Here is a 26,602-nt window from a genome sequence, read left to right as displayed (position 1 = left end):
AATCCAATGGTATAAGGGTTGTGGTGGTTCCGTCTCCACCTGAATCGGAAAAGGAAACCCCTAGGGAGGGTCTGGGGACCCCGGCCTCGGTCCCGCCCGGCCAGACGAGCATGCCTTTCTCCTCGGCGACACCGCGGAGGGGGCGCGCGAGGCGGCGCAGTCGCAGAGAGGGCCACGAATGAAACTCCAGCCGCGACAGCAGCTTCTGGAGCTGTGGGAGGCGGCCGCGCGCGCCTCCTACCGGGACGGTGTCTGGACGTGGGGCGGCCGGGACGGGTCGAACTCCATCTCCGACGCGGAGCAGCTTCTGTGCTTCATGTACCCGGCCTCCGAACTGCCGGGCTTCCGCCTGGACACGCCGGACGAGACGGCCGACGACGTGCTGGCCGCACTCGCCGCCCTGGGCGACTCGGTGGAGATCCCCAAGCTGCTGCTGCGGGTGATCGGCCAGTATCTGCGCACCTACACCGCCGAGGACGGGCGGCCCCTGTTCTCCGGCGGCAGCTACTTCCGGCCCCTCGACGACGAGGCGAAGGTCACCCCCGAGCAGCTCCAGCTCGACGTGGTCGACTCCTTCTCGATGTCGGTCACGCTCGCGCTCGGCACACTCGGCTTCCTGAAGGTCTTCCGCCAGAGCGTGCGGCGCGAGTCGATCCGCCGCGAGATCCGCGAGCTGGAGGACCTGGCCAGCAAACGGCTGTCGGCCGCGATGGCGGGACTGCTGCGCAGCTTCACGGTCAACGCGTTCGACCCCGGCTCCACGGCGGGCCGCGCGCTGCTGCGCACCGTGAACCAGACCGGCGCGCCCACCCGCCGCGTGCTCGACGACCTGCGGCGCGAGCTGCGTCCCGTGCGCGCCGGCCTGCGCGATCTGACGATCGGCTCGGGCAGCCAGGTGGACCTGGACAACGAGAACCTGCTGTTCGAGTGCGGCTGGACGTGGGGCATCGTGAAGGACGCCCCCGACATCGTCACGCCCCTCGACATCGGCCCCCAGCCCAAGGGTGTGGCCGCCGACACCCCGTTCCTGTACTTCACCGTCAACGCCCTCGTCGGCATCGCCGACCTGTTCTCCGCCCGCACCCGCGTCCTGAGCCTGCTCAACGACGACCAGATCACCCTCGCCCAGGCCATCCAGCGCCGCTGGGACCTCACCCAGTCCTACTGGCGCACCATCGCGACGTACGGACGGGGCACCTGGCCGCTGGAGGACATCCCCTGGCGGACGGTCGACGAGAAGGAGTCGGACTACTACAGCCTCGGCGTCACCGCCATGGTCGTGCAGAGCCTGGTCAACAACCGGGCGGCCGACGTCGACCTCGGCCGGGTCGCCGCCGTTCTGGAGGAGCTGGCGGTCCGCGCCAGGATCATCCGCAGGGCGGTGCCGGGCGACCCGCCCGTGCTCATGCACTCCCCCGGCGTCCCGATCAACCTGCACGGCAGCGACGCGCTCGGCCCCCACCTGCTCTGGGTCGTCTCCGACTTCGCCATCACGCTGCTGAAACGGACCATCTGGGCCGCCTCCATCGCGCAGAACACGCGGATGCGCGAGCGGCTGCTCGCCCTCGCCGACCAGATCTGGCGGCACATCATGCTGCGCCGTCACTCCGACGGCCCGGCCGCCGGCCTGTGGGACCAGCCGGGCAACGTCTTCACCGACATCCAGGTGCGCGAAGAGGAGCCGTCCTGGTACTTCAGCGAGCGGGTCGTCGAGTTCCTCGTCTCCGCCGCCACCTCCAGCGGAGAGCCGCCGCTGCGCAGCCCCCAGCTCGTCGAGCTCGCCCTCCAGATGCTCGGGGAGGCCGAGCACCTGCTGGACCAGGAGCTGGTCACCCGGCCCCTGGTGGGCGGGCAGACGATCCAGCCCAAGCTGCGCTCGATCCAGGCGTCGCTGCTGCGGGCCAGGGCGATCGTCAGCGACCGGCCGGCCACCGCCCAAGCGCTGATCAACGACGCTCTGCTCGGCCTCGAACGGCTGTCCGCCGCCCGCGACAGCGCGTCGGAGGCGATCTAGATGCTCGTCTTCGCGATCTCCGACAAGGGCGGGACCGGGCGCTCGGTCACCGGAACCAACATCGTGTACCGGCACGCCCTGCAGGGCAACGACGTCTGCTACCTGGACTTCGACTTCGGCTCGCCGACCGCGGGGGCCATCTTCAGCGTCAGCGCGGTGGCCCGCGGCACCCGGGAGAACGGCCTGCATCACTATCTGCGGGGCGAGTGCCCGCAGCCGCGGCGGGTGGACGTGTGGGCCGAGTCCGACCGCGAGGGGCTGCGCGCCCGCCCGCCCGGCGCGGGACGGCTCGTGCTGCTGCCGGGCAGCGAGGGCGGCGGAGAGCTGTCGGCCCTCACCGACGAGGTCGTCGGCCGCTGCGTCCAGCTGCTCGGGCGGCTCGACGAGGAGTTCGACCTCTGCGTGGTCGACGTCAGCGCCGGCCGGTCGTTCACGGCGGAGCTGGTCCTGGCGGCGACCGTGCGGATGCCCGCGATCCCGTTCCGCTGGCTGGTCTTCCACCGCTGGACGCGCCAGCACATCATCGCGGCCGACGGGCTCGTCACCGGCGCCGACGGGCTGCTCGACGTCGGCACGAGGTTCGGCCACGACCCCGAGGACCTGCGCGACCGCATCCGCTTCGTGCGCACGGCCGTGCTCGAACCGGACGCGGCGGAGCTCGTCGGGCTGCGCGACGAGCAGCGGGCCTGGCTGAGCGCGTGCGACAGCGAGCTGCGCGAGCTGGCCGGCCGCCACGGCGTCGGCCGCACGGCCATGCTCGGCAAGATCCCGCTGGACCCGGTCCTCCAGTGGCGCGAGCAGCTCATCACCGACGAGGACGTGCTGGCCAGCAAGATCGCCAACGCGGAGACCGCCGCCGCGTTCGACGACCTCGCCAAGAAGATCGTCGACGACAGCGCGTGGGAGGGCTTGTGACGCCGGTGCACGCGACGTTCGGCGAGGTGGCGGCCGAGCGCAGGATCGCCTCCGTCCCCCTCTCCCATGTGTCCGTCGAGCTCGGGCACCTGTACATGGAGGACTACGAGGCGGGCCCCGAGCGGCTGCGCGAGCAGTTCCGCAGGGTCGCGCCGTGGCTCGCCACGGTCCGCTCCCTGTGGCGGGAGCGGGTGCCCGGGGGCCGGGCCAGGGTGAGCACCTGTTTCCTCGTGGACGACTACTTCAGCCGCTTCAGCACCCCCGCCGAGCTGGTGCCGATGGTGCTCGAGGCGGCGGCCGAGCACGACCTGACCATCGACTACCTGGCCCGCGAGTCGGCATGCGCCGAATCGGACGGCGTCGAGCTGGCCCGGCTGGTGGAGGACCGGCTCGTGGACGACCCGCCGCCGGAGACCGACGGGTCCCGCCCTCCGGTGAAGGAGACGGGCTGGCTGTGCAACGGCTCCCGCTCGCCCCGCACCGCGCCGCTGCAGGCGATGGGGAAGACCCGGCCGTGGGAGCCGCCCGCGCAGAACGCCAAGCGCGGCCACTCGATCTTCGTGGACGTCGAGCTGTGGGACGAGAAGGGGCCGCGGCGCACCTGGTCGTGCCCCTTCCTCGCGGCCGTCTGGCAGCTCCTGCGGCTGGGGCTGCTGCGCAGCGACGGCCACGTGCCGCTCCCACCGGTCGCCCTCGACGGCGACTGGCCCCGCGACTGGGACGGGCTGCCCGCGGTCGTCCGGCTCAACCCCCAGGCCGCGCCGTTCAGCGCGTACACCACGCTGTCCGTCCTCTCCCCCCGGTTCCTGCCCGTCGAGCTGGCCGTACGGACGATCCTGAGCCAGGTCGCGGTGGACGACGAGGTCCTGCGGCAGGTCGCCACCCGGAGCGAGAGCGAGGGAGTCCGGCTCGAAGAGGAGCTCGTCGACCGCATCTCCTACGTCTTCGTCTGAGGGGCCCGATGCTGGTGATGGGGGAAGTCCACACCGGGCTGCTGCAGAACTCCGGGGAGATCTCCGAGTCGACCTGCCGTCAGGTGCTCGGGCTCACGGCCGGGGAGACCGTGCGCGTCTCCCGCCGTCCCATCCTCCACGCGCTGTCGCCGGAGCGGCTGACCGGGGTGGACTGCGCGCTGCCCACCGCGTCCCGTTCCCGGGTCAGGGGCGTCGGCACGGTGGTGTCCCGCTGCGCGGTGACCGGGGGCCGGGTGGCCCAGGGATCGTCGTACGTCCGGGTGGTGCGCTCGGAGGCCGACCGCAGGCTGCCCTGGTCGCACTACCTGTCCCGGCCGGGGATCGTGGAGGTCCTGGGGAAGGCGAAGGCGGCCGACCTCGCCGAAGGGTTCACCGGCGACCTCGCGCCCGGCGGCCCCGGCGGCGCCTGCCTCAACCTGGGGGCCGTCAGCGGGCGCTTCCTCGACCTCGTCCAGGCGTCCCCGCTGCTGGACCGGCGGGCCCCCTTCAAGATCCCGCGTACGAGCCTGCGGTGGGTGGCCGAGACCGGCGAGCCGTCGATCCGGTTCACCCTGCGCACCGAGCAGGAGCGGACGCTGCGCCTGACGCATCCCGGCCCGTTCACCCCCGCCCTGGTCGACCTGTGCGAGGACCTGGCGACGCACGACTGGCTGCTGACGTCGCTGCTGGTCATCGTCGAGCGGGCGCGGATCGGCGGGACGCCGGGAGCGCAGGCGGTGGCCCGCCTGGCACCCGCCATCGACCACCTCATGCACCTGTGGATGCCCGCCGCCCGGGTCGAGGAGTGGCTGACGCCGTTCTGGGAGAGCCTGGAGCGGCGGCCGGGATTCACCCGGCAGTGGCATTCCCTTGTCGACCGGGTCCGCGACCAGGTCGCGATGAACACCCTGGCGCTGCTCAGCGCGACCGCAGAAGCCGGACGGAGGTGACCGTGACCGGAGCGACACCCGAGCCCTCCCCGTCGCTCGTCCCGAGGATCGTGCGCAAGGTCCTCGTGACGGTGCTCGTGGGCGGCGTGAGCTACCTCGTGAGCAACGCGCTCATCCACGGACCGAACGAGGACCTGTGGAGCCTGCTGCTCGCGACGTTCATCAGCGGCGTCGCCTTCGTCGTGCAGTTCCTCGCGGACGTGGACGACCAGCTCGAGACCGTGCTGCAGGAGCAGCGCAGGCAGCACACGAAGACCCACAATCTGGTGGCCGACAGCTTCTCCAAGATCAACGAGGCGAGCAAGCTGTTCGGCGTCGTGGAGATGTCCGCGCTGGAGACCAGAGGCGTCGCCGAGCTGGTGCAGAACGCCGCCAAGATCCGCGACGACATGCCCGACCTCGTCAAGAGCCTGGTGCACCACGAGGTCACCCGGATGGCGAAGTTCCTCGGCGAACTCGCCGACGGCAGGTACGCGCTGTACGAGGGCGAGGACCGCGACTGGCTGCTCGCGCTCGCGCGCAACACCCGGGTCAGTCTCGACGCGATCAGCCTGACCAGCGTGGACGCCCGCGACACCGAGTTCGGGGCCGGCTTCTGGCACACCGACCTCGGGCAGCGCTACGTCAAGCTCCAGCGCGACCTCGTCCAGCGCGGGGCGCGGGTGCGCCGCGTGTTCGTGGTGGATCGTTCCGAGCGGCTCGACTCCGAGGCGTTCCGCCGGGTGTGGAAGTGGCAGACCACGGTCGGGATCGAGGTGCGCACGCTCCTGCTCACCGACGCGCCGCCCCTGCTGCGCGGCTCACTGTCCGACTTCATCCTGTTCGACGGGGTCGTCTACTACGAGTCCAACCCCGCCCCGCAGGTCGGCGACGGCATCGCCCCGGTCATCCACAGCACGATCCTCGTACAGGATCAGGAGAGGGTGCGGGAGCGGACCGAACGGTTCACGGAGCTGTGGGAGGCGGCGACACCGGCGGCGTAGCCGGAACCGTCGGTGCGGGCGGGAGCGGTGCGGGCGGGAAGGGGCGGTCGGGCCGGCAGACGGCGAGCAGTTCCCTCTCCCGGGCGCCGGCGCTCCCGTCGAGCAGGGCCGCCACCAGCTCCGCCGTGACGGGGGCGAGCGTGACGCCGAGGCCGCTGTGGCCGGTGGCCGCCACGACCCGCTCGTGGTCGTCCACGTGGCCGAGGATGGGCATGTGGTCGGCGCTGCCCGGCCGCAGCCCGGCCCAGCGCCGGCCGATGGGCCACGTGGCCGCCTTGGGCATGAGGGCGGCGACGCCCCGCCGGATCTCCTCGATCGCCGCTGCCGTCACCGTCACGTCTCCCACGTTCTCCTCGTAGGTGACGCCGACGGCCACCCTGCCGTCGTAGCGGGGGACGAGATAGGGGAAGTACTCCCGGCCGTCCTGTTTGATCTCCGCGAAGATGTGGTGACGCAGCGGGTAGGTGACCGCCCCGGGCGGACGGACGTCGAAGGCCACGCCCTTGATGGGGAACAGGTGGTCGCGGTGACGGGGCAGGAAGGCCCCGCTCAGGTGGCCGGCCGCGACGACGGCCTGCGCCGCCGACACCCGGCGGCCGTCGTGGAGGTCCACCTCGACACCACGGGGCCCGGTCCGCAGGCCGGTGGCGCGCACCGCGCTGAGCACCCGGATCGGCGTGCGCCCCGACAGCACGGCCGTCGTCAGGGCGGCCATGAGCACCCTCGGGTCGAGCGCGAGCTCCTCGGGCAGCAGGAAGCCGCCGACGACGCGCTCGCTCAGCAGCGGTTCGAGGCTCCTGGCGTCGGCCGCCGTCAGCCGCTCGACGGCGAACGGCGAGTTCTTCCACTGCGGCAGCACCTTGGACTCAAGGCGCTCCATCTCTGCCTCGTCCAGCGCGACCTGGATGTCGCCGCCGTCGAGCACCGGGACCTCGACGCCGGAGGCGGCGCGGATCTCCTCAAGCCATTGAGGGTAGACGTCGCGGCTGCGCTTGATGACGCTGCTGAGCGGGCCGAGGCAGGAGGGCTCCGTCTGGGTCAGGATCCCGCCCATCGCGCCGTCGGAGGCGCCGAGCCCGAGACGCTGCCCCGCGTCCACGAGCACCACGCTCGTGCCGCGCGCGGCGAGCCTGTGCGCGATCGCGCAGCCGATCACGCCACCACCGATGATCACGACGTCGCAGGTCTCAGGCACGCGGGCTCCAATTCGCCGTCCCCTCGCTTCGACAGTAGGCGAGGGAGGGCCGTTCAAGAAGGTCACACACGGGTGACCTCGCCGAACTGTACCGCGCGGAAATCTTGCCGGCCGGGAATTCCGCCGAGTCGCGCCGCGGCGGCCCCTTCACGAGTTATTGGATGGGTCGTACAATTGCGGCGCCGGAAGGGAGGGCCGCATGTCCGCCGCACCGAAGACCACCGCGACCAGGGAGAAGGACGAGCACGTCGCCGACCGGGGCGCGTACGAGGCCGTCATCGAACGCCTGTCGAAGGCCTCGGTCGACAAGCACTGGGAGCCGTACGTCGACATCCCCTGGGACGACCCGGAGTTCCACGTGGACCAGGCCGACCCGCGCTGGGAGCTGCCGCCGGCCGACCGGCTGGGCGGCCATCCCTGGTATCGGAACCGGCCGCCGGAGGTCAGGGCGCGCATCGGGCTCTGGCGGGTCGCGACGGCCATGAAGATCGGGCTGCAGTTCGAGAACCTGCTCAAGCGCGGGCTGCTCAACTACGCCTACCGGCTGCCGAACGGCTCCCCGGAGTTCCGGTACGTCTATCACGAGATGATCGAAGAAGGTCATCACGGGATGATGTTCCAGGAGTTCGTGAACCGCACGAAGCTCCCGATTCGCGGCATGCCGGGGCCGCTCAGCCTGCTCGCCCAGGTGGTGCCGTGGATCCCGCTGATCTCCACCGAGCTGTTCTTCGTCTTCGTGCTGGGCGGCGAGGACCCGATCGACCACGTGCAGCGCACGACGCTGAAGAGCGGACGGATCCGGCATCCGCTCGAGGAGACCATCATGCGCATCCACGTGGCGGAGGAGGCGCGGCACATCTCCTTCGCCCGCCACTACCTGCGCCGGCGGGTGCCGCGCATGCCGCGCCACCGCCGCTTCGCGCTGAGCCTGCTCGCGCCGCTGGTCATCGGCCTGATGGCGCGGATCATGCTGTCCCCGCCCGGCTCCATGATCAGGGCCTTCCGGATCCCGCACGACGTCGTGCGCGAGGTCTACATCGACAACCCCGAGACCGCCGCGCAGACCCGTGACTCGGTGTCCAGGACGAGAGAGCTTTGCTCCGATCTGGGCATGATGAACCCGATCAGCCGCCGTTTGTGGCGGGCGATGGGCATCTGGGATGAGCCGAAGGCTCAGGCGAGGGGAAACGCGTGAGGAAGACCGCCGTCGTCACGGGCGGGGCGTCGGGGATCGGGCGGGCCGTCGCCGCCGAGCTCGTACGGCGCGGCGCCCACGTCACGATCGCCGACGTCCGGGGAGCCGAGGACGCCGCCAAGGATCTCGGCTGCGCGGGCGTCGTCTGCGACGTCTCCGACGCGCAGGCCGTGCGGGAACTGGTCACCGGCGTGGCGGCCGAGCACGGGCGGCTCGACTTCCTGTTCAACAACGCCGGCATCGCGGTGGGCGGGCGCGCCGAGGAGTTCACGCTCGACCACTGGAACCGGACGATCGACGTGAACCTGCGCGGGGTGGTCCACGGCGTGCACGCGGCGTACCCGCTCATGATCGAGCAGGGCTACGGGCACATCGTGAACACCGCGTCGCTGGCCGGGCTGACCCCCGCGCCCATGATGCTGCCCTACACGGCGACCAAGCACGCCGTCGTCGGGCTGTCGCTCGCGCTGCGGGCCGAGGCGGCGGTCCACGGCGTGAAGGTCAGCGTGGTCTGCCCCGGGTTCACCGACACCCCGCTGCTCGACAACGCCAACCCCGGGCTGCCGCAGACCGAGATCGGCCTGCGCGCCCGCACGACGGCCGTGCGGGCCCAGGGCCGCCTGTATCCCGTGGAGTCGCTCGCCCGCGACGTGCTGCGCGGTGTGGCCAGGAACCAGGCGCTCATCGTCGCGCCCGCGTCCGCCCGCGCCACCTGGCGGGCCGTACGGCTCTCGCCCGCCCTGGCGGTGCGGGCGGCCGGCTCGGCCTTCCGCAGGATCACAGGCTGAGCGGCAGGTACTCGAACCAGTCGAACGCGGCGACGTTGGAGCTCGGGCGGCCGTTGGAGCTGGCGTACATGCCGACATAGGCGCCGGTGAAGCCGCCGGCCACGGCACTGCTGAGGATCCTGCCGTCCACCGGGTCGCCGAGGTCGGTCCACTCCCCCGCCGCCACGGCGTACCTGGCCTGGTAGGCCTGCCCGCGCGCCTCCACTCCGAGATACAGCCGCCGCTGGCCGGGCACCCGTACGGAGGCGAGCAGGTCCTCCCAGCCCGCCCTCCTGCGGACGAGTTCGAGGCCGCGCGCGGTCCGCACGAGCAGCACGTGGTGGTCGTCGTTCTGCACCAGCGCGAGACCGGCGCACTCCCCGGCCGCGGGCACGAAGTCGAGCGCGGCGTGGACCGCGAAGTCCGTGTGCTGCTGTCTGCGGGCGACCAGGCTCGGGTTGACCCGCTGGGCCAGCGTCTCCGGCCGCAGCCGCAGCCGCAGGCGGCTGTCGCCCAGGCTCCAGTAGGGCGTGCGCGGAGTGCGCAGGTGGTTCCAGACGGGCGAGAGCCGGTCGGCGTCGAAGTGGTCGCAGGCGGGGACGGCGGGCCAGCGGTGCTCGGGCAGCGCCGGTCCCGCGGCCACGGGCGCGACCTGCTCGGCGACCGGCCAGCCGTCCTCCCAGGAGACCCGGGTGAGGAACGTCTCCCTGCCCAGGTTGTCGCCCCTCAGGTTGCCGGCGCCCAGGTCGCCCGGGGTGCCGTACGGGCGGGTGGCCAGCAGCACCATCCACCACTCGCCGTCCTGGGTCTCCACCAGGTCGGCGTGGCCCGTGCAGGCGATGGGATGGCCGAGGCCGAGATGCCGGTGGGTGAGGATCGGGTTGCGCGGGTTCGGCTCGTACGGCCCGGTGACGTGGTCGGCCCTGGCCACCACGACCGCGTGGTCGTACGACGTGCCGCCCTCCGAGGTCAGCAGGTAGTACCTGCCGCCGATCTTGTACAGGTGCGGGCCCTCGGACCACACGGCGCCCCGCTGGGCGGCCTCCCAGACGACCCGCTCCTCGCCGCGCGGCTCCAGCGTGGCCGGGTCGAGCTCCACGAGGTAGATCTCGGTCTCGCCCGGGTAGCGGCCCGCGTCCTTCTCCCTCGTGCCGGTGAGCCAGACCCGGCCGTCGTCGTCGAACAGGAGCGAGGGGTCGATGCCGCGGGTTCCCGGCAGCCATCGGGGTTCGCTCCAGGGGCCCGCGGGGTCGTCGGCGGTGACGACGAAGTTGCCCCGCCCGTCCACCAGGGTGGTGACGACGTGGAAGACGCCGTCGTGGTGGCGGATGGTGGCGGCGTAGACGCCGCCCGAGGGCCGCATGCCGTCCAGGTCGAGCTGGGACGGACGGTCGAGCACGTGCCCGAGCTGCCGCCAGTTGACCAGGTCGCGGCTGTGGAAGATCGGCACGCCTGGGAACCACTCGAAGCTGGAGGTCACCAGGTAGTAGTCCTCGCCCACCCGGCACACCGATGGGTCGGGGTGGAACCCGGGGATGACCGGGTTCCGGTACTCCCACCCGTCGACTTCGTCGATCATTCGTCCCTTCCTCGAACGTGACGGGCCCGGTTCCCCGTGCGGGGAACCGGGCCGTCCGGCACGGACACGGTGCGCCAGAGCCTTTCAGCGTGGGGCTTCCCTGCGCCAGGCCCCGTCTTTCGGGCTCCGCTGTTCCGGTCGGTGCCGGAGCTTGGTGTGCGAGCCCCGTGTGGAGCTCAGCGCCGCAGTTGGAGCACCCCCCAGTGGCTCGTGTCCCGGTACCCCTGCCCGGTGGCGTCGCTCCAGGTCGCCGCGCCGGTCCTGGCGGCGCCGGTGGCGTCGTTGACCTGGACGTCGAAGCCGAGCAGCGTGCCGTCCCGCAGCGTGATCGTGGGCAGCTTCACGGCGGCCTCGATCACGTACCCTCCGGGGACGACCTTGGCGGCGGCCGTGAGGTTGCCCTCGATGGCGGCGGGGTCGAGCGGACCTCCGACCGACGTCCTCCCGGAGAAGCCGATCCGATACTGGCCGTCGTCGTCGCCGTAGCCCCGGGTCTTGCCGTTGCCGGGGTCGACGAAGAACTCGACGGAGTCCTGCTCCCACGGGTTGGCCGGCTGATCGCTGAGCGTGGGATCGGCGACCTGCGCCAGCAGGTACAGCGTGTCGCCGCTCCACAGGGCCCGGGCCCGCGCGGTCGCCCCCGACGTGCCCTGGATCCAGGTGGCGGTGCGGATCTCCGGCGCGGCGGCCCACACGCGGTCCACCGTGCCGTCGACCACCGGCCGGCGGTTGGGCGCGGTGGTCAGCTTCACCGCCGGGGTGGCCGTGATCTTCCCGGTCCAGGTGGTCTGGGAGCCGCCGGAGGCGTCCGCGACCGCCACGGCGACGTCGGTGCCGTCTTCCGGGGAGGGCCCGAGCGGGAGCCGCGCCTCCACCCGGTAGCCCCCGGCCGTCTTCCGCACGGCCGCGTCGACGCCGCGCGGGTGACCGCCGTCGCGCCGGACGGCGTACGGCGTGCCGCCGACGGTGAACGTGACCCGGTCGCCCCGGTCGTCGCTCGGGTCGCGCACCTCGGCGAGCAGGTACAGCCACGTGGCCGACGAGCGGGCCTGGAACCCGGCCGACACGTCACCGACGCGGGCGATCGGCGCGTCCGGCAGCAGGTCCCATTCGAGGTCGCGACCGCCGTCCACCTTCGGCGTCGCGGCCGGGGCCTCCAGTTTGCGGACGAAGGGCGGCAGCTTGGAGGGGTCCACGACTCCCCAGTACGCCGGCTTGGCCTGCAGCTCGTCGTCGAAGAGCAGCGGGGCGTTCAGCCGGGTGATCGGGAAGGTCGACAGCCAGGTGCCGTCGTCGGCCAGGCCCCACACGGTGACCGAGCTGAGCTGTGCCCGGTGCCTGCGGAAGACGTCGAACAGCTCCTTGTAGCGGTAGCCCTGCTCGGCGAGCACCTCCGCGGGGACGGTGTCCCACGTGGAGACGAAGTCGGGGTAGACGCTCACGTCCAGCTCGGTGATCTGCTGGTCCACGCCGAGCGTGGCGAACCGCTCGATCGTGGCCTCGACCTCCGAAGCCGCCGGCTGCTCGATGTTGAGGTGGAGCTGGTGGCCGACGCCGTCGATCGGCACGCCCTCGGCCTTCAGCTTCTTCACCAGGTCGTACAGCGCCTGCCGCTTGCGCGGGAACTCGGTGTTGTAGTCGTTGATGAACAGCTTGGCGGCCGGGTCGGTCTCGTGCGCGACGCGGAAGGCCGTGCGGATGAAGTCGAGGCCGGTGATCTGGAACCACTTCGACCGGCGCAGGCCGTCGGGCTGGTTCTCGTCCACCACCTCGTTGACCACGTCCCAGACCGCGATCTTGCCCTTGTAGCGGCCGACCAGCGTCTTCACGTGGTTCTCCAGCCGCTTCAGCAGCAGCGCCCTGTCGTCGGCGGAGGAGGTGAGGTCGCGGTCGCCGTCCTTGAACACCCAGTCGGGTGTCTGGCTGTGCCAGGCGAGCGTGTGCCCGCGGAAGGTCAGCCCGTGCTGGACGGCGTAGTCCACCAGGTAGTCGCCCTCGGCGAAGGTGAACTCGCCCTCGCGCGGCTCGGTCGCGTCCCACTTCAGGTCGTTGCCCGGGGTGATCCCGCTGAAGTGCTTGAGCAGCAGGTCGCCGTGCTCGCCGAGCGTCTGGGCGCGGGCGACCGCCGCCCCCAGGGTGAACGGCACCTCGTCCTTCAGCGAGGGGATGTCGGTCTGGATCGGCTTGGGCTCGACGTAGGTGAGCGTGAAGTCGTCCAGGTAGAAGGGGAACGTGCCGGCGCCGGACTCCACGTAGACACTGAGGAAGTCCACGTCGTAGGCGAGCGTGTAGGTTCCGGTGAGCTGCACCCACTGTCCCTCGGGGACGGCCTTCGGCGCGGCCACCCGCTCGTAGCTGGGGGTGCCGTTCGTCCGTCGCTCGATCGACAGGCCGAGGTCGCCCGAGGTCGTGTCCGGGCCGAGGCGCACCCAGGCCGACAGGGTGTACTTCGACCCCTTGGCCATCTTGCCGAGCACGCTGATCGCCGGACCGTCCCAGGAGGCCGAACGGCCGGTCACCGCGAGGCTGCGGGCGCCGCCGTGCGCGGCGTCGGTCGTGGCCGCCAGGGACGCCGAGGCGCGCGGCGACCAGCCCTGGGCCGTGCCGGTCTCGAAGTCGGTGCTCAGGCCCGAGCGTGCGGGGTCGGTGTCCGAGGTGATGACGATGTCGTCGATGTAGTACTTCCCGGTCGCCTCGGAGCTCTCGGCGTAGAGCTGCAGGCCGGTGGAGTCCGCGCCGAAGGAGTAGGTGCCCGACAGCTCGGCCCAGCCGCCGTCGGTCACGGTGGCGGCGGCCACCCGTTCGTAGGTGGTGTCGCCGCCGTCGGGGGTGCGCTGCACGGTCAGCGCGATCGTGCTCGACGGCTCCCCGCTCACCATCCGCGCGTACGCCGTGACCTGGTACGTGACGCCCTTCTGGAAGGGCGGGCTGATGGACGCCCCGTGCCAGGTGGCGGTGCGGCCGGTGGTGAGCAGGGAGCGCGACCCCGAGTGCGCGGCGTCGGAGGTCGCGCCGACCTCGACCCCGTCGCCTCTGGGCCCCCATCCCTCGCTGGTGCCGTCTTCGAAGTCGTACTTCGCGACCTGCACGGCCGCGGCGTCGGCGGGAACCGCACTCGCCGCGACCGCCGGCAGTCCCACGAGCAGGCACAGGACGGCCGCGGCAGCGGGCCGTACTGCAAGCAGGCGCAGGACGGCCGCGGCAGCGGGCCGTACTGCAAGCAGACGCAGGACGGCCGCGGCAGCGGGCCGTCCTGACAGTAAACGCAGGACGGCCGCGGCCGCCCGGTGAAGGAGGCTGCGCATCGGGGGGTCTCCTCGTGCCGCGCTAGCGCGCGGCCAGGTTGTCGGAGAGAAGCCGGATCAGGGGCTCGCGCCGGGTGCAGTTGGACAGGGCGAAGGAGTCGGCGAGCGCGAGCAGCTCGTCGTCGTCCAGCCCGCGGAACAGCTCGGCGTACTCGGGCAGCAGCGCCTGGGCGATCAGGATGTGCCGGATGAGGTCGTCGGTCTGGTAGCGGGCGCCCCACGGGTACGGGTTCCAGGAAGGGAACTCGGTGTCGATCAGCCGGTGCAGCGGCGCGAGCTCGCTCGCCGTCTCCTCCATCGTCGAGCCCCACCGGTCGGCGCCGAGGCGCTTCTTCTTCGCCATGAACGGCCCGAACCGCTCCATGTAGGGCCCGCCCGCGCAGACCAGGCCCTGCAGGCCGACGTCCTTGTAGGTCCAGATGGACCAGCCGGCCTCGTGCGCGTCGAAGATCTCGAGCTGGTCGCGCAGGATCTGGTAGCGCTGCTCGTCCACGGAGGGGTCGCCGGTGTAGACGGGCCCGAACTCGCCGACCCAGATCGGCGTGCCCGTCTCCCGCTGGAAGGCGGTGCGGCGGGCGAAGGCGCGCTCGAGTTCGTCGCGGTCACACCACTCGCCGCGGGTGTACCCGGGGTACGGCCCGCCGTGGGCGAATCCGGCCAGCGCGTAGTCGTGGCAGACGAACACGGTGTTCTCGTAGACCTCGCGGAACACCGAGAAGTCGGTCGAGTAGGTGTTCCCGTCGAGGAACAGCACGTGAGCGGGGTCGACGGCGCGCAGCGCCTTGACCAGACGGTCGTAGAAGGGCCCGACCACCTGGCCACTCGAGTCGGCCGGCTCGTTGATCGGGTTGTAGCCCGCCACCCACGGGTTGTCCCTGTAGTGGTCGGCCATCGCCTCCCACAGGTGAACCGCCCGGTCCTGGAAGTGCCGGTGCTGCCAGAAGGAGGCGACGTGGGTGGGGTTGTCGGAGTGCCAGTGCTGGTTCTGGGCCCCAGGAAGCGCGTGCAGGTCGATGACGCTGTAGACGCCGCGCTCTCCCAGCATTGCGATGACCCGGTCGAGGTGGCGGAAGCCGCGCTCGACGATCTCCATCGGCCGGTCGTCCGACTCGAGGTGGCGGTAGTTGACCGGGATCCGTACGCAGTTGACGCCCATGTCCCGCAGGAGGTCGGCGTCGGCCTCGGTGAAGAACGAGGTCAGGAAGCGGTCGAAGAACACCTCCTGGCGTTCCTCGCCGAGCACCTCCCGCACCGCCGCGCGCATCGAGGACTCGTCGGCCGGGTAGCCGGTGATGAAGTTCTCCATGTTGAGCCAGCCGCCCAGGCCGACCCCCCGCAGCCTGACCGGGTCGCCCGCCTCGTTCACCAGCCGGGATCCGGACACGCGCAGCAGCGTCATCGACTCTCCTCAAAGCTCGAAACCGGCGGCGTGGCCGGAGGGCGACGCCCCCGCCTTCTCCTCCGCTACCCGCTGTCGACAGTCGTTCTGAAAGTTTCGGCTAAGACCCGAATGTTTCGTGGTCCGGAGAATAAGTAAAGTTAAGGTTAAGCGTCAAGGGCGCTCTCGGCTTGTTCACGGCGGTCAAGTGTCTCATCAGGGGGAACCGATTCAGGTCTCCCGAAACTTTCGGCTACGATCGGCTTCATGCCAGTGAAGAGGCGGGTGACCATCGCCCAGATAGCGGAGGAGGCCGGAGTCTCCGTTCCGACCGTGTCGAAGGTGATCAACGGCCGTCCCGAGGTCGCGCCGGAGACCCGTCAGCGGGTGGAGCGCCTCCTGCAGAAGCACGGGTACCAGCGAAGGACGGGGCAGGGTGACGGCCCGGTCGGTTTACTGGACCTGGTCTTCGCCGAGATCGAGAGCCCCTGGGCCATGGAGCTCGTGCGCGGGGCCGAGCAGGCGGCGCACGAGGCCGCCGCGAGCGTGGTGATCTCCGTGCTGCACACGCACGCGGGCCCCGGCCGTGACTGGCTGGAGCGCATCGCGGCGCGGCGCACGGACGGTGTGATCATCGTCAGCTCCCGGCTCTCGGTGCGGCAGCAGGGCCAGCTCAGCGCCCGCTCGATCCCGTTCGTCGTCGTCGACCCCGAGGGCGAGCCGCCGCCCGGCGTGGCGTCGGTCGGCGCGACCAACTGGCACGGCGGCCTCGCGGCCACGCGCCACCTCCTCGACCTCGGCCACACCCGGATCGGCATGATCGGCGGCCCGCCCGACATGCTGTGCAGCCGGGCCAGGATCGACGGCTACCGCGCCGCCCTGGAGACCGCCGGTGTGTCCATCGACCCCGAACTCATCCGCTACGGCGACTTCCTGGTCAACTCGGGCCACGACGCCGGTCACGCGCTGCTCTCGCTGGACAATCCCCCGACCGCCATCTTCGCCGGCAGCGACATGCAGGCGTTCGGCGTGTTCGAGGCGGCCCGGCAGCGGGGCCTGCGGGTGCCCGAGGACCTCAGCGTGGTCGGCTTCGACGACCTGCCGCTGTCCCGGTCCGCGTGGCCGCCGCTGACCACCGTGCGCCAGCCCCTGGAGGAGATGGCCGCGCTGGCCGCGCGGATGGTGCTGGCCATGGGCCGGGGCGAGAACACCGAGGCGCGCCGCGTCGAGCTGTCCACCGACCTGGTGGTCAGGGAGAGCACCGCACGGCCCCGCTGAAACCGGGACCCGTCCCATGATCGTCCAAAATGGGAGCGCTTGGACGAATGGGGGCGGGATGACCAACGGACACGCTAAGGTTTCTGCGGATATCGCCGGGTTCGCGGGACGGGGCTGACGGTTGCGGAGTTCGCGTGGAGCGGCCGTCACGGCATTCGCCGCGGCGCTCGTGCTTCTGGGAGGTTCCGGATCGGCGGCCCTCGCGGCGCCGGTCCGCGAGGGGGCCGCGACGGTGCGGACCGAGTCGGCGTGGTCCGGATCCGCATGGCCGGGGACGGCGTGGTCTGGGTCCGCGTGGTCCGGATCCGCGTGGTCCGGGACGGCGCGGGGCGCGGAGCACGCGGTGGCCGCCCCGGCGTCGGCGGTTCCCGGCAGGCGGGCGGCGGGGGCGGCGCAAGGGCCGCCCGTCGAGGAGCACCCCTGCCCGGTCGCCGTGCCGTCCGGCACGACCTGCGGCTACCTCCTCGCCCCCGAGCGGCGTGACGTCCCCAACAGCAGGACCATCAAGGTCGGCTACGCGGTGCACCGGGCGTCACAGGCCTCGGGGCAGGCGGCCGACCCGGTCGTCTACATGAGCGGCGGGCCGGGATCGGCCTCGCTCCAGCTCACCGGGTTCCTCTCCCAGATGTTCCCCGGCCGCGACGTGGTCGTCCTCGAACAGCGCGGCGGGCGCTACTCCGAGCCCAGGCTGAGCTGCCCAGAGATCGTCCGCGGGGTCGTGGACACCCTGCGCACGCCCGGGCCCGCGTCGGCCGAGACCGCCCCGCTCGCCCGGCAGGCGCTGGCCTGCCAGTCGCGCCTGGAGGGCGAGCACGTCGACCTGCGCGGCTACCGGACCGCCGAGATCGCGGCCGACGTGGTGGACCTGCGGGCCGCGCTCGGCTACCCGCGGTGGTACCTGTTCGGCGTCAGCTACTCCACCCGCCCGATGCTGCTGGCGGCGGCGCGCGACCCGCAGGGCACCCGAGGGGTCGTGCTGGACTCGCTGCTTCCCGCGGGCTCCCGCTGGTACGACGAGGCGTCCGCCGCGCTCTCGGGGGCGATGACCAAGCTGGGGATCGCCGCCCGGTTCGACGCCATGGTGAAAGCGCTCAACGCGCACCCCGCGACGTACGAGACCCGGGATCCGCTCACCCGCAAGCGGCTGACGGTGCAGCTCAACGGGGACGACGTGGCGACGATCCTCGGCGAGGCGCTGCACGAGACCGACGTGATCCCGATCGTGCCGGCCCTCGTGGACGGGCTGGCCTCCGGGCGCACCGAACTGCTGCAACCCCTGGTCGACGCCGCCGGCGACGGGCTGACCTCGCACGAGTGGGGCCTGTACTACGCCGTCCAGTGCCAGGACGAGACGCCGTACAACTCCTTCCCCGGGTCCCGGGGCCCCCGGCTGTTCACCGGGGTCGTCGACGCGGCGGTCTGCGACGCCTGGGATCTGCCCGCCGCGCGGGCCGACGCCGATCTCCTGACCCCGGGCGGGTCGGTCACCCCTGCTTCGGCGGAAGGGGCCTCCTCGGAGGGGGCGACGCCGCCGGTCCTGGTCGTGGGCGGCCAGTACGACCCCACCACCCCGCCGGAGGCCGCGCGCCAGGCGGTGTCGGCCGTGCCGGGCGCGCGGTTCGCCGAGTTCGCCGGGGTCGGGCACGCCGTCTTCCTGTCGAGCGCCTGCAGCCGTCAGATGATCGCCGCGTTCCTCGACGACCCGGCCGCGACGGCCCGCGCGTGCGACCCCGGCGCCGCGCCGTACCCCGTCGTGCGGCCGGGTGGCCTGCTCCTCACCTCGTCGGTCTACCGGCTGTCCCGGTCGCCGATCCCGCTGGCCGTCCCCGCGGTCTTCCTGCTCGTGTCGGCCGTCCAGCTCGTCGCGGGGCTGATCTCCTTGGTGCGCAGGCGCGGCGGCGGGCTGAGCGCGCTCGCGGGCCTGGCGGGCGTCGCGCTGGGCGCGCTGTCGGCGCTCAGCCTGTCGGCGATCAAGGACTGGACCACGCTCGCGATCGGGGTGCCGCACGCCCTGGCCTGGTATGGCCTGCTGGCCCTGGTCTCCACCGGGCTGTCGATCGTCGAGGCGTTCCGGCTGAACGCCGCCGCCGCCCGGATCGTCCCCGCCCTGGCCGGCCTCGCGTTCCTCGCCTGGCTGTACGGCTGGCTGCTGTCTTGATCAAGCTCGCCTTAAGCGGTCATTAAAAGGAAAGTTTCTTAATAGAGAGCATTGACGCGGCTGTTCCGGCGGCTTACGTTCCGATCAACCCCTGGGGGGCGGGGTGTGGAGGATCGGCACTTCGCCTGTCGGAGGTATGGCTGTGCGCCTGTTGAGATCATCGTTGGCGCGGACCGCTTCGGCGGTCTGCATCGCATTCGCCGCCGGGGCCGTGGCACTGGCCGCGACCGGCGGCACCGCCGGGGCGGCGGCCGGCGACGAGGCGTGCCGGCCCGACGGGCTCTACCGGACGCCCGGCGTCGACGTCCCCTACTGCCTGGCCTACGACACGGGCGGCCGGGAGAAGATGGGCGCCGACCACCCCCGCCGGATCATCGGCTACTTCACCGGCTGGCGCGACGGCTCCAACGGGCAGACCCGCTATCTGGTCAAGGACATCCCCTGGGGCAAGGTCACCCACATCAACTACGCGTTCGCCCACGTGGGGCCGGACAACAAGATCTCCGTCGGATCGGACACCGCGAAGAACCCCGCCATCGGCATGACGTGGCCCGGCGTCACCGGGGCCGAGATGGACCCGGCGTACTCCTACAAGGGCCACTTCAACCTGCTCGGCAAGTTCAAGAAGCGGTTTCCCGACACCAAGACCCTGATCAGCGTGGGCGGCTGGGCCGAGACCGGCGGCTACTTCGACGACGCGGGCAAGCGGCAGGCGAGCGGCGGCTTCTACACGATGACCTCGACCCAGGCGGGCATCGACACGTTCGCCGACTCCGTCGTGTCGTTCCTGCGCACCTACGGCTTCAACGGCGTGGACATCGACTACGAGTACCCGACGTCGAACAACGACGCGGGCAACCCGCTCGACTGGCCGATCGCCAACTCCAAGCGCGCGACGCTGATGAAGGGCTACGCCGCGCTCATGAAGACGCTGCGCGAGAAGCTGGACCGCGCCGCCGCCGCCGACGGGAAGTACTACATGCTGACCGTCGCCGCGCCCGCGTCCGGCTGGCTGCTGCGCGGCATGGAGACCTACCAGGTCACGCAGTACCTCGACTACGTCGACATCATGTCCTACGACCTGCACGGCGCGTGGAACAAGTACGTCGGCCCCAACGCGTACCTGTTCGACGACGGCAAGGACGGCGAGCTCGCCGCCGCCGGCGTGTACGGAGCCGGGCAGTACGGCGGCATCGGCTACCTCAACGCCGACTGGGCCTACCACTACTTCCGCGGCGCCATGCAGCCCGGCCGGATCAACATCGGGCTGCCGTACTACACCCGCGGGTTCAAGAACGTGCAGGGCGGCACGAACGGCCTGTGGGGCACCGCCCCCGCCACCACCTGCCCGGCCGGCTCCGGCCTCACCACCTGCGGCGACGGAGCGGTCGGCATCGACAACCTGTGGCACGACCTCGACGACAACGGCAAGGAGTCCCCGGCGGGCTCCAACCCGATGTGGCACGCCAAGAACCTCGAGAAGGGCATCCTCGGCGACTACCTCGCCGCCTACGGCGTCACGGACACGTCGCTCACCGGCGCCTACACCCGCTACTACGACTCGACGCTGACCGCGCCCTGGCTGTGGAACTCCACCAAGAAGGTGTTCCTGTCCACCGAGGACGACCAGTCGGTGGCGGCCAAGGCCGACTACGTGGTCTCCAGGGGCATCGGTGGCACGATGATCTGGGAGCTCGCCGGCGACTACGGCTGGAACGAGGCCAAGGGCCAGTACGAGCCCGGCGCCACGCTGACCACGCTCATGTACGACACGTTCAAGGCCGCCACGCCGTACGGGAACGTGCGGGCGACCACCCCGATCCCGGCGCAGAAGCTGGACATCTCGGTGGAGTTCCGCGACTTTGCCCTGGGCGACAACAACTATCCGATCAACCCGAAGATCCACATCACCAACAACTCGGGTGTGACGCTGCCGGGCGGGACGGAGTTCCAGTTCGACTACGCGAGCTCGGCTCCGGGCAACGCGGCCGACCAGTCGGGCTTCGGCTCCACGATCGTCCGCAGGGACCACACCGCGCCGAACAACGTCGGCGGGCTGAAGGGCGACTATAACCGGGTGTCGCTGAAGCTGCCGAGCTGGCAGAGCCTCGCGCCGGGCGCCTCGGTGGACGTGGCCTTCGTCTACTACCTGCCCACCTCGACCCCCTCCAATTGGACGGTCTCCTTCGGCGGCGCGACGTACGGCATCACCCAGGACCTCGCCAGGGGCGGCGTGGTCGCGTCTCCCTCCGCGTCTCCCTCAGCGTCCCCGTCCGGCTCCCCGTCGGCGTCTCCCAGCGCGTCGCCGTCGGCCGGGACGTGCGCGGCCCCCGCGTGGTCGTCCACGACCGTCTACACGGGCGGCACCCTCGTCTCGTACGCCGGTCACACCTGGAAGGCGCAGTGGTGGACCCAGAGCGAGACGCCCGGCAACGCCCAGGTGTGGCTGGACCAGGGGCCCTGCGCGTCCGCCTCGCCCTCGGCCTCGCCGTCCGTGTCGCCTTCGGCCTCACCGTCGGCCTCCCCCAGCGCGTCCCCCAGCCCGTCTCCCAGCGCCTCGCCGTCGGCGAGCCCCGGCGGCTACCCCGCCTGGACGGCCGGCACGGCGTACGCGACGGGTGACCGGGTGACCTACGGCGGTGCGATCTACCAGTGCCGCCAGCCGCACACCGCCCTGGCGGGCTGGGAGCCGCCGAACGTCCCCGCCCTCTGGACCAGGCTCTGACCCACTCCCCCGCCCGTACGCCCCGCGGCGACCCGCCCGGACGTACGGCATAGCCTCCGGGCCGTCCCGGACCGGTGACACCGGTACGGCCCGGAGCCGACGCCCGGCGGTCTCACCCGATCACGAGTCGGGAGACCGCCGGGCGTCGCGCCGTCCGGGAACCTTCTCATCCGTCCGCGGCGAGGCCCCGGGCACGGCGGGCGACGTTCCTGGCCACCAGCAGCATCCCGCCGACCGAGGCCAGCATCCCGGCGGCGATGACCGGCACGACGGCCCCGAACCCGGAGGCCCCGGCGACGAGGCCGAACAGCGGAGGGCCGACGAGCGCGCCCACGCTGCCCATCTGGGCCACCATTCCGGTGCCCACGTCGGCGTGGTCGAGGCGCTCCAGCACGAAGGGAAGAGCGGCGAAGGCCAAGGCGCCCAGCAGCCCGTTCTCCAGGGAGACGATCCCCGCACCGGTCGCCGCGGCGGCGAGCGGAGCGTCGGCGCCGTAGACGAGCCAGGCGGCCGGCACGACCAGCAGCCCGGACAGGGCGAGCGCGGCGAGCGGCACGCCCCGCCGAAGCAGGACACCCACGGACAGCCCGCCGAGGACGCCGGCGAACGAGATCGCCGAGGTCAGGGCCCCTGCGACGCCGGCGGAGCTCGCGTGCTCGTCGATCAGGAGCGTGGGCAGCAGCACGACCACCGGCATCGTCACCAGCACCATCAGGCAGAAACACGCGGTGAGCAGCGCGGGCCACGCCAGCGCCCGCGCGCCGGGCACGGGCCCGGCGGCCGCGGCGGAGGCGGACGTCCGCGGCAGCCGCATCCGGACGGCCACCGCCATCAGCAGCGTCAGTCCCGCGATCAGCAGCACCCAGCCGCGCCAGCCGAGCGCCTCGTCGGCGGCGCCGCCCGCGAGGGTGCTCACGCCGATGCCCACCGGGACGAACGTCGCCCAGACGGACAGGGCGAGCCCCCGGTCCCGTTCCTCGGCGAGTTGGAGGACCAGCGCCGGGCACGCGATGGTCACCACGAGATAGCCGACGCCTTCGGCGACGCGGGCGGCCAGCAACCAGGCGAAGCTTCCCGCGGCCGCGCTCAGCGCGCTCGCCGCCACCATCAGCCCCAGGCCGGCGACCAGCGACCTGCCCGTGCCGAACCGGCGGACCAGATATCCGGCGGGCAGCCCCGCGACGGCGCCCACCCCGACCACCGCCGAGATCGCCCAGCCCAGTTGCGACAGCGACAGCCCGAGCTCATCGGCCATCGAAGGCCCGGCCGCGGAGAACTTGCCGTAGCTCATCGCCGCCACGACGCCGGCGAGGTAGATGAGGGCGATCGTCAGCCACGGCGAGCGCACCGGGGCCTCGCTCCGCTCGGATCCGCCTACGGTCGGCTGGGGGGTCATGAGCTCTCCTCCTTCGCGGCGGTCGTCACGACGGACGCACGGCGCCGAACGCCGGATTCGGCCCGTCGTCCACTCAACCAGGAGAATGCGCCCGCCGCCCGGCACATCACCGGAATCGATCACCACGGCACGATCCGCAGCCGTCGCCACGGGGCGCCGCGCGGCGTGCGCGGACCGCGATCAGTGGGACCATGGCTGGGTCGGCGCCCGGCAAAAGGAAGGCAAGGCAGGTGGAGCAGGTCGCCCGGATGTGCAACGACGCCCCGACCACGCGCGGCGGTGGGCGAAGGACGGGACGGACCGCACCGCCCCCGGCGGCCGCCCGCGCCGTCCCGCCGCGTAACGGCCTGCGGGCGCTCGCCGCGCCACATGTCCGCGTGCGCGCGCTCAGCGTGCCGCGTGGCCGTCTGCGACTGCTCGCCGCGCCGCTGCTGGCCCTGCTCTCGGTGATGCTGCTCGCGACGCCCGCGCGGGCCCACGACGTCCTCGTCGCGAGCGACCCCAAGGACGGCGCGGTCCTCGGCGCCATGCCCGCCTCCGTGACGCTCACCTTCGACCAGGCCGTACGCCGCGACTTCGCGCGGATCGCCGTCACCGGGCCGGACGGCGCGCACTACGAGCAGGGCGAGATCACGGTGGACGGCAGGAACGTCTCCATCGGCGTACGGACGGGCACCCCCGCGGGGGCGTACGCGATCGGCTACCGCATCGTGTCGAACGACGGCCACCCGGTCACCGGCGCCGTGAAGTTCACTGTGAACGGCGGGGGCGCGGCTCCCGGTGCGGTCATCGTGCCGACGGTCACCCCCGCGCCCGGCACGGCGAACCCTGGCACGGCGAACCCCGGCGCTGCGACGACCGGGGCTGCGACGACCGGCCAGGGCGGCGGAAGCTGGGTATGGGGGCTGCTGGCCGTCACCGCCGCTCTGCTGGCGCTGTGCGCCCGCGTGCTCGTACGGCACGACCGGCGCCTGCGCGACGGGACGATCCCGGCTCCCCCGGCGGCGGGAACGTCGCGAGCGGCCTCCCCGGCCGGACCGGAGCCGTCGGGCACGGAGACGTCGCACGCGGAGAAATCAGACACAGAGGCATCGGACACAGAGGCATCGGGCACAGAGGCGCCGGGCGCACCCGCGTCAGAGACGGCGGCATCAGAGGCGGCGGCAAGGGCGCTTGCGCCGGGTTCCGGCGCCGACGGCCCGGCCGCCGCGCGCTCGACCGCCGCCGGGACCGGCGCGGGAAGCTCCCCGGCCTCGGGCGGCGCCGCGTGACCACGACCTCGGAACCGCACGTCTCGGCGGGCAGGCCCGGCCCCGGGACCGAGCACGCCCGCGCCCGGGTTCCGGCGGCGGGGCTGGCCGCCGGCGCCCTGCTCGCGGTCGTGATCGCGACCTGGCTCACGCTGCCGGGAAGGGTGCCGGGGCTGCCCATGCCGGGCACGATCGTCGAGTACGGGCTGCCGGTCGTCCGGCTCGTGCTCGACCTGGCCGCCACCGCGACCATCGGTCTCAGCCTGCTCCCCAAGCTCCTCGGCTTCGACGACCCGGACCGGACCGAGCCGATCGCCTCCATGGCCCGGCACTGGGCCGTGCTGTTCTCGTTGATCTGGTGCGCTGCGGCGCTGGTGTCGGCCGTCCTCAGCGCCGCCGAGGTCACCCCGGGCGCGTTCCCCGACGTGGCGGCGTACGTCGACGGCATCGGCGCGGGGCAGGGCATGATCGTGAGCGCGTCGTGCGCCCTGGCCAGCGCCGCCGTGGGGATGCTCGCGGTGCGGTTCGGCGAGAAGGTGCCGGCCGAGCTGCGGGTGCTCGTCGCCGGGTTCGGGCTGCTGCCGCTCCCGGTGACCGGCCACGCCTCGAACTGGTACTGGCACGACCTCAGCATGGTCTCGATGGAGCTGCACGTCATCGGGGCCTGCGCCTGGGTGGGCGGCCTGGTCGCGCTCGCCGTCCTGCTGCCGCGTCATCGCGACCTGCTCGCCCGCACGCTGCCCCGGTTCTCCCGGCTGGCGACGTACGCGCTGGTCGTCGTGGGACTGTCCGGGCTCTTCAACGGTCTGGTGGAGCTTCTGCTCGCGCCCGGCGAGAGCTTCCCCGCGTCGCTGGTCACGACGGGCTACGGCCGGCTCGTGGTCGCCAAGGCGGTGTTCACCGGAGTGATCGCACTGCTGGGGGGCAACATCCGCTGGCGGCTGCTGCCGGCGGTCACGCGCCAGGCTCCGTCCGCGTTCGCCGCCTGGGCGGCCTTGGAACTCACCGTGATGGGCCTCGCGTTCGGCGTCGCGGTCGCGCTGACCAAGACCCCCGTGGCCTGACCCCCTGTCGCCTGGCCCGCGTCGTCTGACCCACCTCGCCTGGCCCCCATCGGCCTGACCCGCGTCGCCTGACCCGCGTCGCCTGACCCGTGGCCCCGCCCGGCTCGCCTCCGAGACGCCGAGACGCCGAGAGCCGCCCCCGGCGAGGGAGCGGCTCAGGAAAGGCGTGTGAGCGCGGGTGCGGGCGATCAGGCCGTCGGCTCGGACACGGCGGCGGGCGCGGGCGCCGCCTCGGGCGCCGCCTCCGGCACCGCGTCGGACGCGGCATCGCGCGACGGGACGGACCCGGCCGTGATCTCCGTCTCCCCGAGCTGCGCCTCCTGGGCGATCCTGTCCTCCGCGTCGGCCGCCGTCAGCCCTCTGCGGCCGGCGAACCACTCCACCGCGTACCACACGACGGCCAGGGCGGCGAGCGCCACCGGCCAGGCCTCGGGCGCGTACGGCGGGGCTTCGAGCACCCGGTCCTGCGCCAGCAGCCCTCCGTACACCCCTGCGGTGGCGAGCACCGCGCCCACGAGCGGCCGCAGGTGCCTGATCGGCACCAGGAAGGCCAGGTCGACGCCGAGCCCGGCGAGCAGGAAGAAGAACGGGATGGCCGACGGCGGGAACCCGCCCCCGACGAGCAGCGGCCAGATCAGGCACCGGTAGGCCACGTACGACCCGGCGATCGCGGTGGCCGTGTAGCGACGGCCGACCATGACGCGGGCGAGGACCAGGATCGCGACGCCCACCACCCCGGCGTACACGGCGTAGACGACGTCGGGGATCGGCAGCGAGAACTTGAGCACCATGGCCCGGTCGACGCCCCGGCCCATCTGGTTGGCCGCGAACTCGAGCAGCGTCGGCTCGGCGTACGGCTGGCCGCGGTCCCAGGAGGCCAGCTCCAGCACGCCGTACTCCTGCTGCAGCTCGGGGAAGTGCGCGTTCTCCAGGAAGAACGCGAACAGGCCGCCCAGCACCAGCGCACGCCGGCCGCGGGTGATCCCGGCATAGCGGCCCGAGCCGAGGTACCAGCCCCGGATGACACCGGCGAGCATCAGCGCGGTGCCGATGTACAGCAGCGCGTGGGAGGGGCTCCACGCGGTGATGTCGATCCCGTTGACCCGGTGGTTGATCAGGTCGAGCGGGATCGCGATGAGGAAGACCCCCGTGCCCCACACGATCAGGCGGGAGGACGTGCGGTCCACCCCGTAGCCCGTGTACCAGTGCACGATGGTCAGCGCCACGGCGATCGCCGTGCCGACCGTGTTGAGCAGGTGCGGCGGGGCCAGGTCGTCGCGCAGCCACCTGAAGTGCCACGACACGTCCCAGCTCGACCCGAGCACCTTGAGGACGAACGCCGCGAGCCAGCCCAGGTAGAGCACCCGGAAAAGGTCCTGCGGCGTCTGCCTGCCCGCCTCCCCCCGCGTCCAGTACGGAAGAGCCCACTCGATCGCGCGAGCGGGGATCTGCTTGAGCGGCGTTCCATTCACGCGCGAAATGATGCCGTTCCCTATG

The 26,602-nt window shown here is 72.2% G+C and carries 18 protein-coding genes; 12 read left to right on the top strand and 6 right to left on the bottom strand.

What is annotated here, in order from left to right:
* The first annotated feature begins 178 nt into the window (after nucleotides 1-178).
* From ABZ860_RS20265 to ABZ860_RS20245, 5 genes are read left to right on the top strand one after another with little or no spacing between them, the layout of a single operon-like run.
* A complete protein-coding gene (locus tag ABZ860_RS20265; protein WP_357222231.1) occupies nucleotides 179-2,014 on the top strand; it encodes an SCO2524 family protein in 1,836 nt (611 codons plus the stop codon).
* Nucleotides 2,015-2,929: an SCO2523 family variant P-loop protein gene (locus ABZ860_RS20260; RefSeq protein ID WP_139574583.1), complete on the top strand. Its 915-nt coding sequence runs from the start codon at nucleotides 2,015-2,017 to the stop codon at nucleotides 2,927-2,929. It begins immediately after the preceding gene.
* Complete coding sequence (locus ABZ860_RS20255; protein WP_357222229.1) at nucleotides 2,926-3,882, top strand: SCO2522 family protein; 957 nt, start codon at nucleotides 2,926-2,928, stop codon at nucleotides 3,880-3,882. Before ABZ860_RS20260 ends, ABZ860_RS20255 begins: the two co-directional genes overlap by 4 nt.
* Before the next feature lie 17 nt (nucleotides 3,883-3,899).
* Entirely contained in the window at nucleotides 3,900-4,832 is a 933-nt protein-coding gene (locus tag ABZ860_RS20250) for an SCO2521 family protein (protein ID WP_357222227.1), read from the top strand.
* 2 nt (nucleotides 4,833-4,834) lie between these two features.
* Entirely contained in the window at nucleotides 4,835-5,815 is a 981-nt protein-coding gene (locus tag ABZ860_RS20245; RefSeq protein WP_357222225.1) for a hypothetical protein, read from the top strand.
* Here ABZ860_RS20245 and ABZ860_RS20240 read toward each other — a convergent pair.
* Complete coding sequence (locus tag ABZ860_RS20240) at nucleotides 5,778-7,010, bottom strand: FAD-dependent oxidoreductase (protein ID WP_357222223.1); 1,233 nt, start codon at nucleotides 7,008-7,010, stop codon at nucleotides 5,778-5,780. The genes ABZ860_RS20245 and ABZ860_RS20240 overlap by 38 nt on opposite strands.
* Before the next feature lie 199 nt (nucleotides 7,011-7,209).
* Here ABZ860_RS20240 and ABZ860_RS20235 point away from each other — a divergent pair, with 199 nt between their 5' ends.
* Together ABZ860_RS20235 and ABZ860_RS20230 are read left to right on the top strand one after the other, a co-directional pair.
* Entirely contained in the window at nucleotides 7,210-8,205 is a 996-nt protein-coding gene (locus ABZ860_RS20235; RefSeq protein WP_357222221.1) for a diiron oxygenase, read from the top strand.
* Nucleotides 8,202-8,993 (top strand): SDR family oxidoreductase, encoded by a 792-nt coding sequence (locus ABZ860_RS20230; protein WP_357222219.1) that lies wholly within the window; start codon nucleotides 8,202-8,204, stop codon nucleotides 8,991-8,993. Before ABZ860_RS20235 ends, ABZ860_RS20230 begins: the two co-directional genes overlap by 4 nt.
* On the opposite strand, the gene ABZ860_RS20225 is transcribed toward ABZ860_RS20230, so the two are convergent.
* The 3 genes from ABZ860_RS20225 to ABZ860_RS20215 all read right to left on the bottom strand — a co-directional run bounded on the left by ABZ860_RS20225 (nucleotide 8,983) and on the right by ABZ860_RS20215 (nucleotide 15,255).
* A complete protein-coding gene (locus ABZ860_RS20225) occupies nucleotides 8,983-10,551 on the bottom strand; it encodes a glycoside hydrolase family 43 protein (protein WP_357222218.1) in 1,569 nt (522 codons plus the stop codon). The genes ABZ860_RS20230 and ABZ860_RS20225 overlap by 11 nt on opposite strands.
* A gap of 176 nt (nucleotides 10,552-10,727) precedes the next feature.
* Nucleotides 10,728-13,856 carry an endo-1,4-beta-xylanase gene (locus ABZ860_RS20220; RefSeq protein ID WP_357222216.1) on the bottom strand — a complete coding sequence of 1,043 codons (3,129 nt, stop codon included), beginning with the start codon at nucleotides 13,854-13,856 and terminating at the stop codon, nucleotides 10,728-10,730.
* A 22-nt stretch (nucleotides 13,857-13,878) separates the two neighbouring features.
* Nucleotides 13,879-15,255 (bottom strand): cellulase family glycosylhydrolase, encoded by a 1,377-nt coding sequence (locus ABZ860_RS20215; protein ID WP_357222214.1) that lies wholly within the window; start codon nucleotides 15,253-15,255, stop codon nucleotides 13,879-13,881.
* A 246-nt stretch (nucleotides 15,256-15,501) separates the two neighbouring features.
* Here ABZ860_RS20215 and ABZ860_RS20210 point away from each other — a divergent pair, with 246 nt between their 5' ends.
* The 3 genes from ABZ860_RS20210 to ABZ860_RS20200 all read left to right on the top strand — a co-directional run bounded on the left by ABZ860_RS20210 (nucleotide 15,502) and on the right by ABZ860_RS20200 (nucleotide 21,395).
* The gene (locus ABZ860_RS20210) at nucleotides 15,502-16,512 is read left to right on the top strand and encodes a LacI family DNA-binding transcriptional regulator (protein ID WP_079316791.1); all 1,011 of its coding nucleotides are present in this window, start codon (nucleotides 15,502-15,504) and stop codon (nucleotides 16,510-16,512) included.
* Between the two features lie 343 nt (nucleotides 16,513-16,855).
* The gene (locus ABZ860_RS20205) at nucleotides 16,856-18,670 is read left to right on the top strand and encodes an alpha/beta hydrolase (protein WP_357222212.1); all 1,815 of its coding nucleotides are present in this window, start codon (nucleotides 16,856-16,858) and stop codon (nucleotides 18,668-18,670) included.
* Between the two features lie 163 nt (nucleotides 18,671-18,833).
* Nucleotides 18,834-21,395 (top strand): chitinase C-terminal domain-containing protein, encoded by a 2,562-nt coding sequence (locus ABZ860_RS20200; protein WP_357222210.1) that lies wholly within the window; start codon nucleotides 18,834-18,836, stop codon nucleotides 21,393-21,395.
* Nucleotides 21,396-21,561: 166 nt separating this feature from the next.
* Here the strand turns inward: ABZ860_RS20200 and ABZ860_RS20195 are convergent, their stop codons facing one another.
* Nucleotides 21,562-22,791, bottom strand: a complete 1,230-nt coding sequence (locus ABZ860_RS20195) for an MFS transporter (RefSeq protein WP_357222208.1) — start codon at nucleotides 22,789-22,791, stop codon at nucleotides 21,562-21,564.
* Nucleotides 22,792-23,021: 230 nt separating this feature from the next.
* Between ABZ860_RS20195 and ABZ860_RS20190 the strand changes: the two genes are divergently transcribed.
* Complete coding sequence (locus ABZ860_RS20190; protein ID WP_357222206.1) at nucleotides 23,022-24,062, top strand: copper resistance protein CopC; 1,041 nt, start codon at nucleotides 23,022-23,024, stop codon at nucleotides 24,060-24,062.
* A complete protein-coding gene (locus ABZ860_RS20185) occupies nucleotides 24,059-25,105 on the top strand; it encodes a CopD family protein (RefSeq protein ID WP_357222204.1) in 1,047 nt (348 codons plus the stop codon). The genes ABZ860_RS20190 and ABZ860_RS20185 overlap by 4 nt, the downstream gene beginning before the upstream one ends.
* Nucleotides 25,106-25,293: 188 nt before the next feature.
* Here ABZ860_RS20185 and ABZ860_RS20180 read toward each other — a convergent pair whose 3' ends face one another.
* Nucleotides 25,294-26,577, bottom strand: a complete 1,284-nt coding sequence (locus ABZ860_RS20180) for a hypothetical protein (RefSeq protein WP_357222202.1) — start codon at nucleotides 26,575-26,577, stop codon at nucleotides 25,294-25,296.
* Nucleotides 26,578-26,602 lie beyond the last annotated feature (25 nt).

Origin of the sequence: Microbispora sp. NPDC046973 (assembly GCF_040644495.1) — a bacterium.
Lineage (GTDB): Bacteria > Actinomycetota > Actinomycetes > Streptosporangiales > Streptosporangiaceae > Microbispora.
This window is presented reverse-complemented; position numbering and strand designations above follow the sequence as displayed.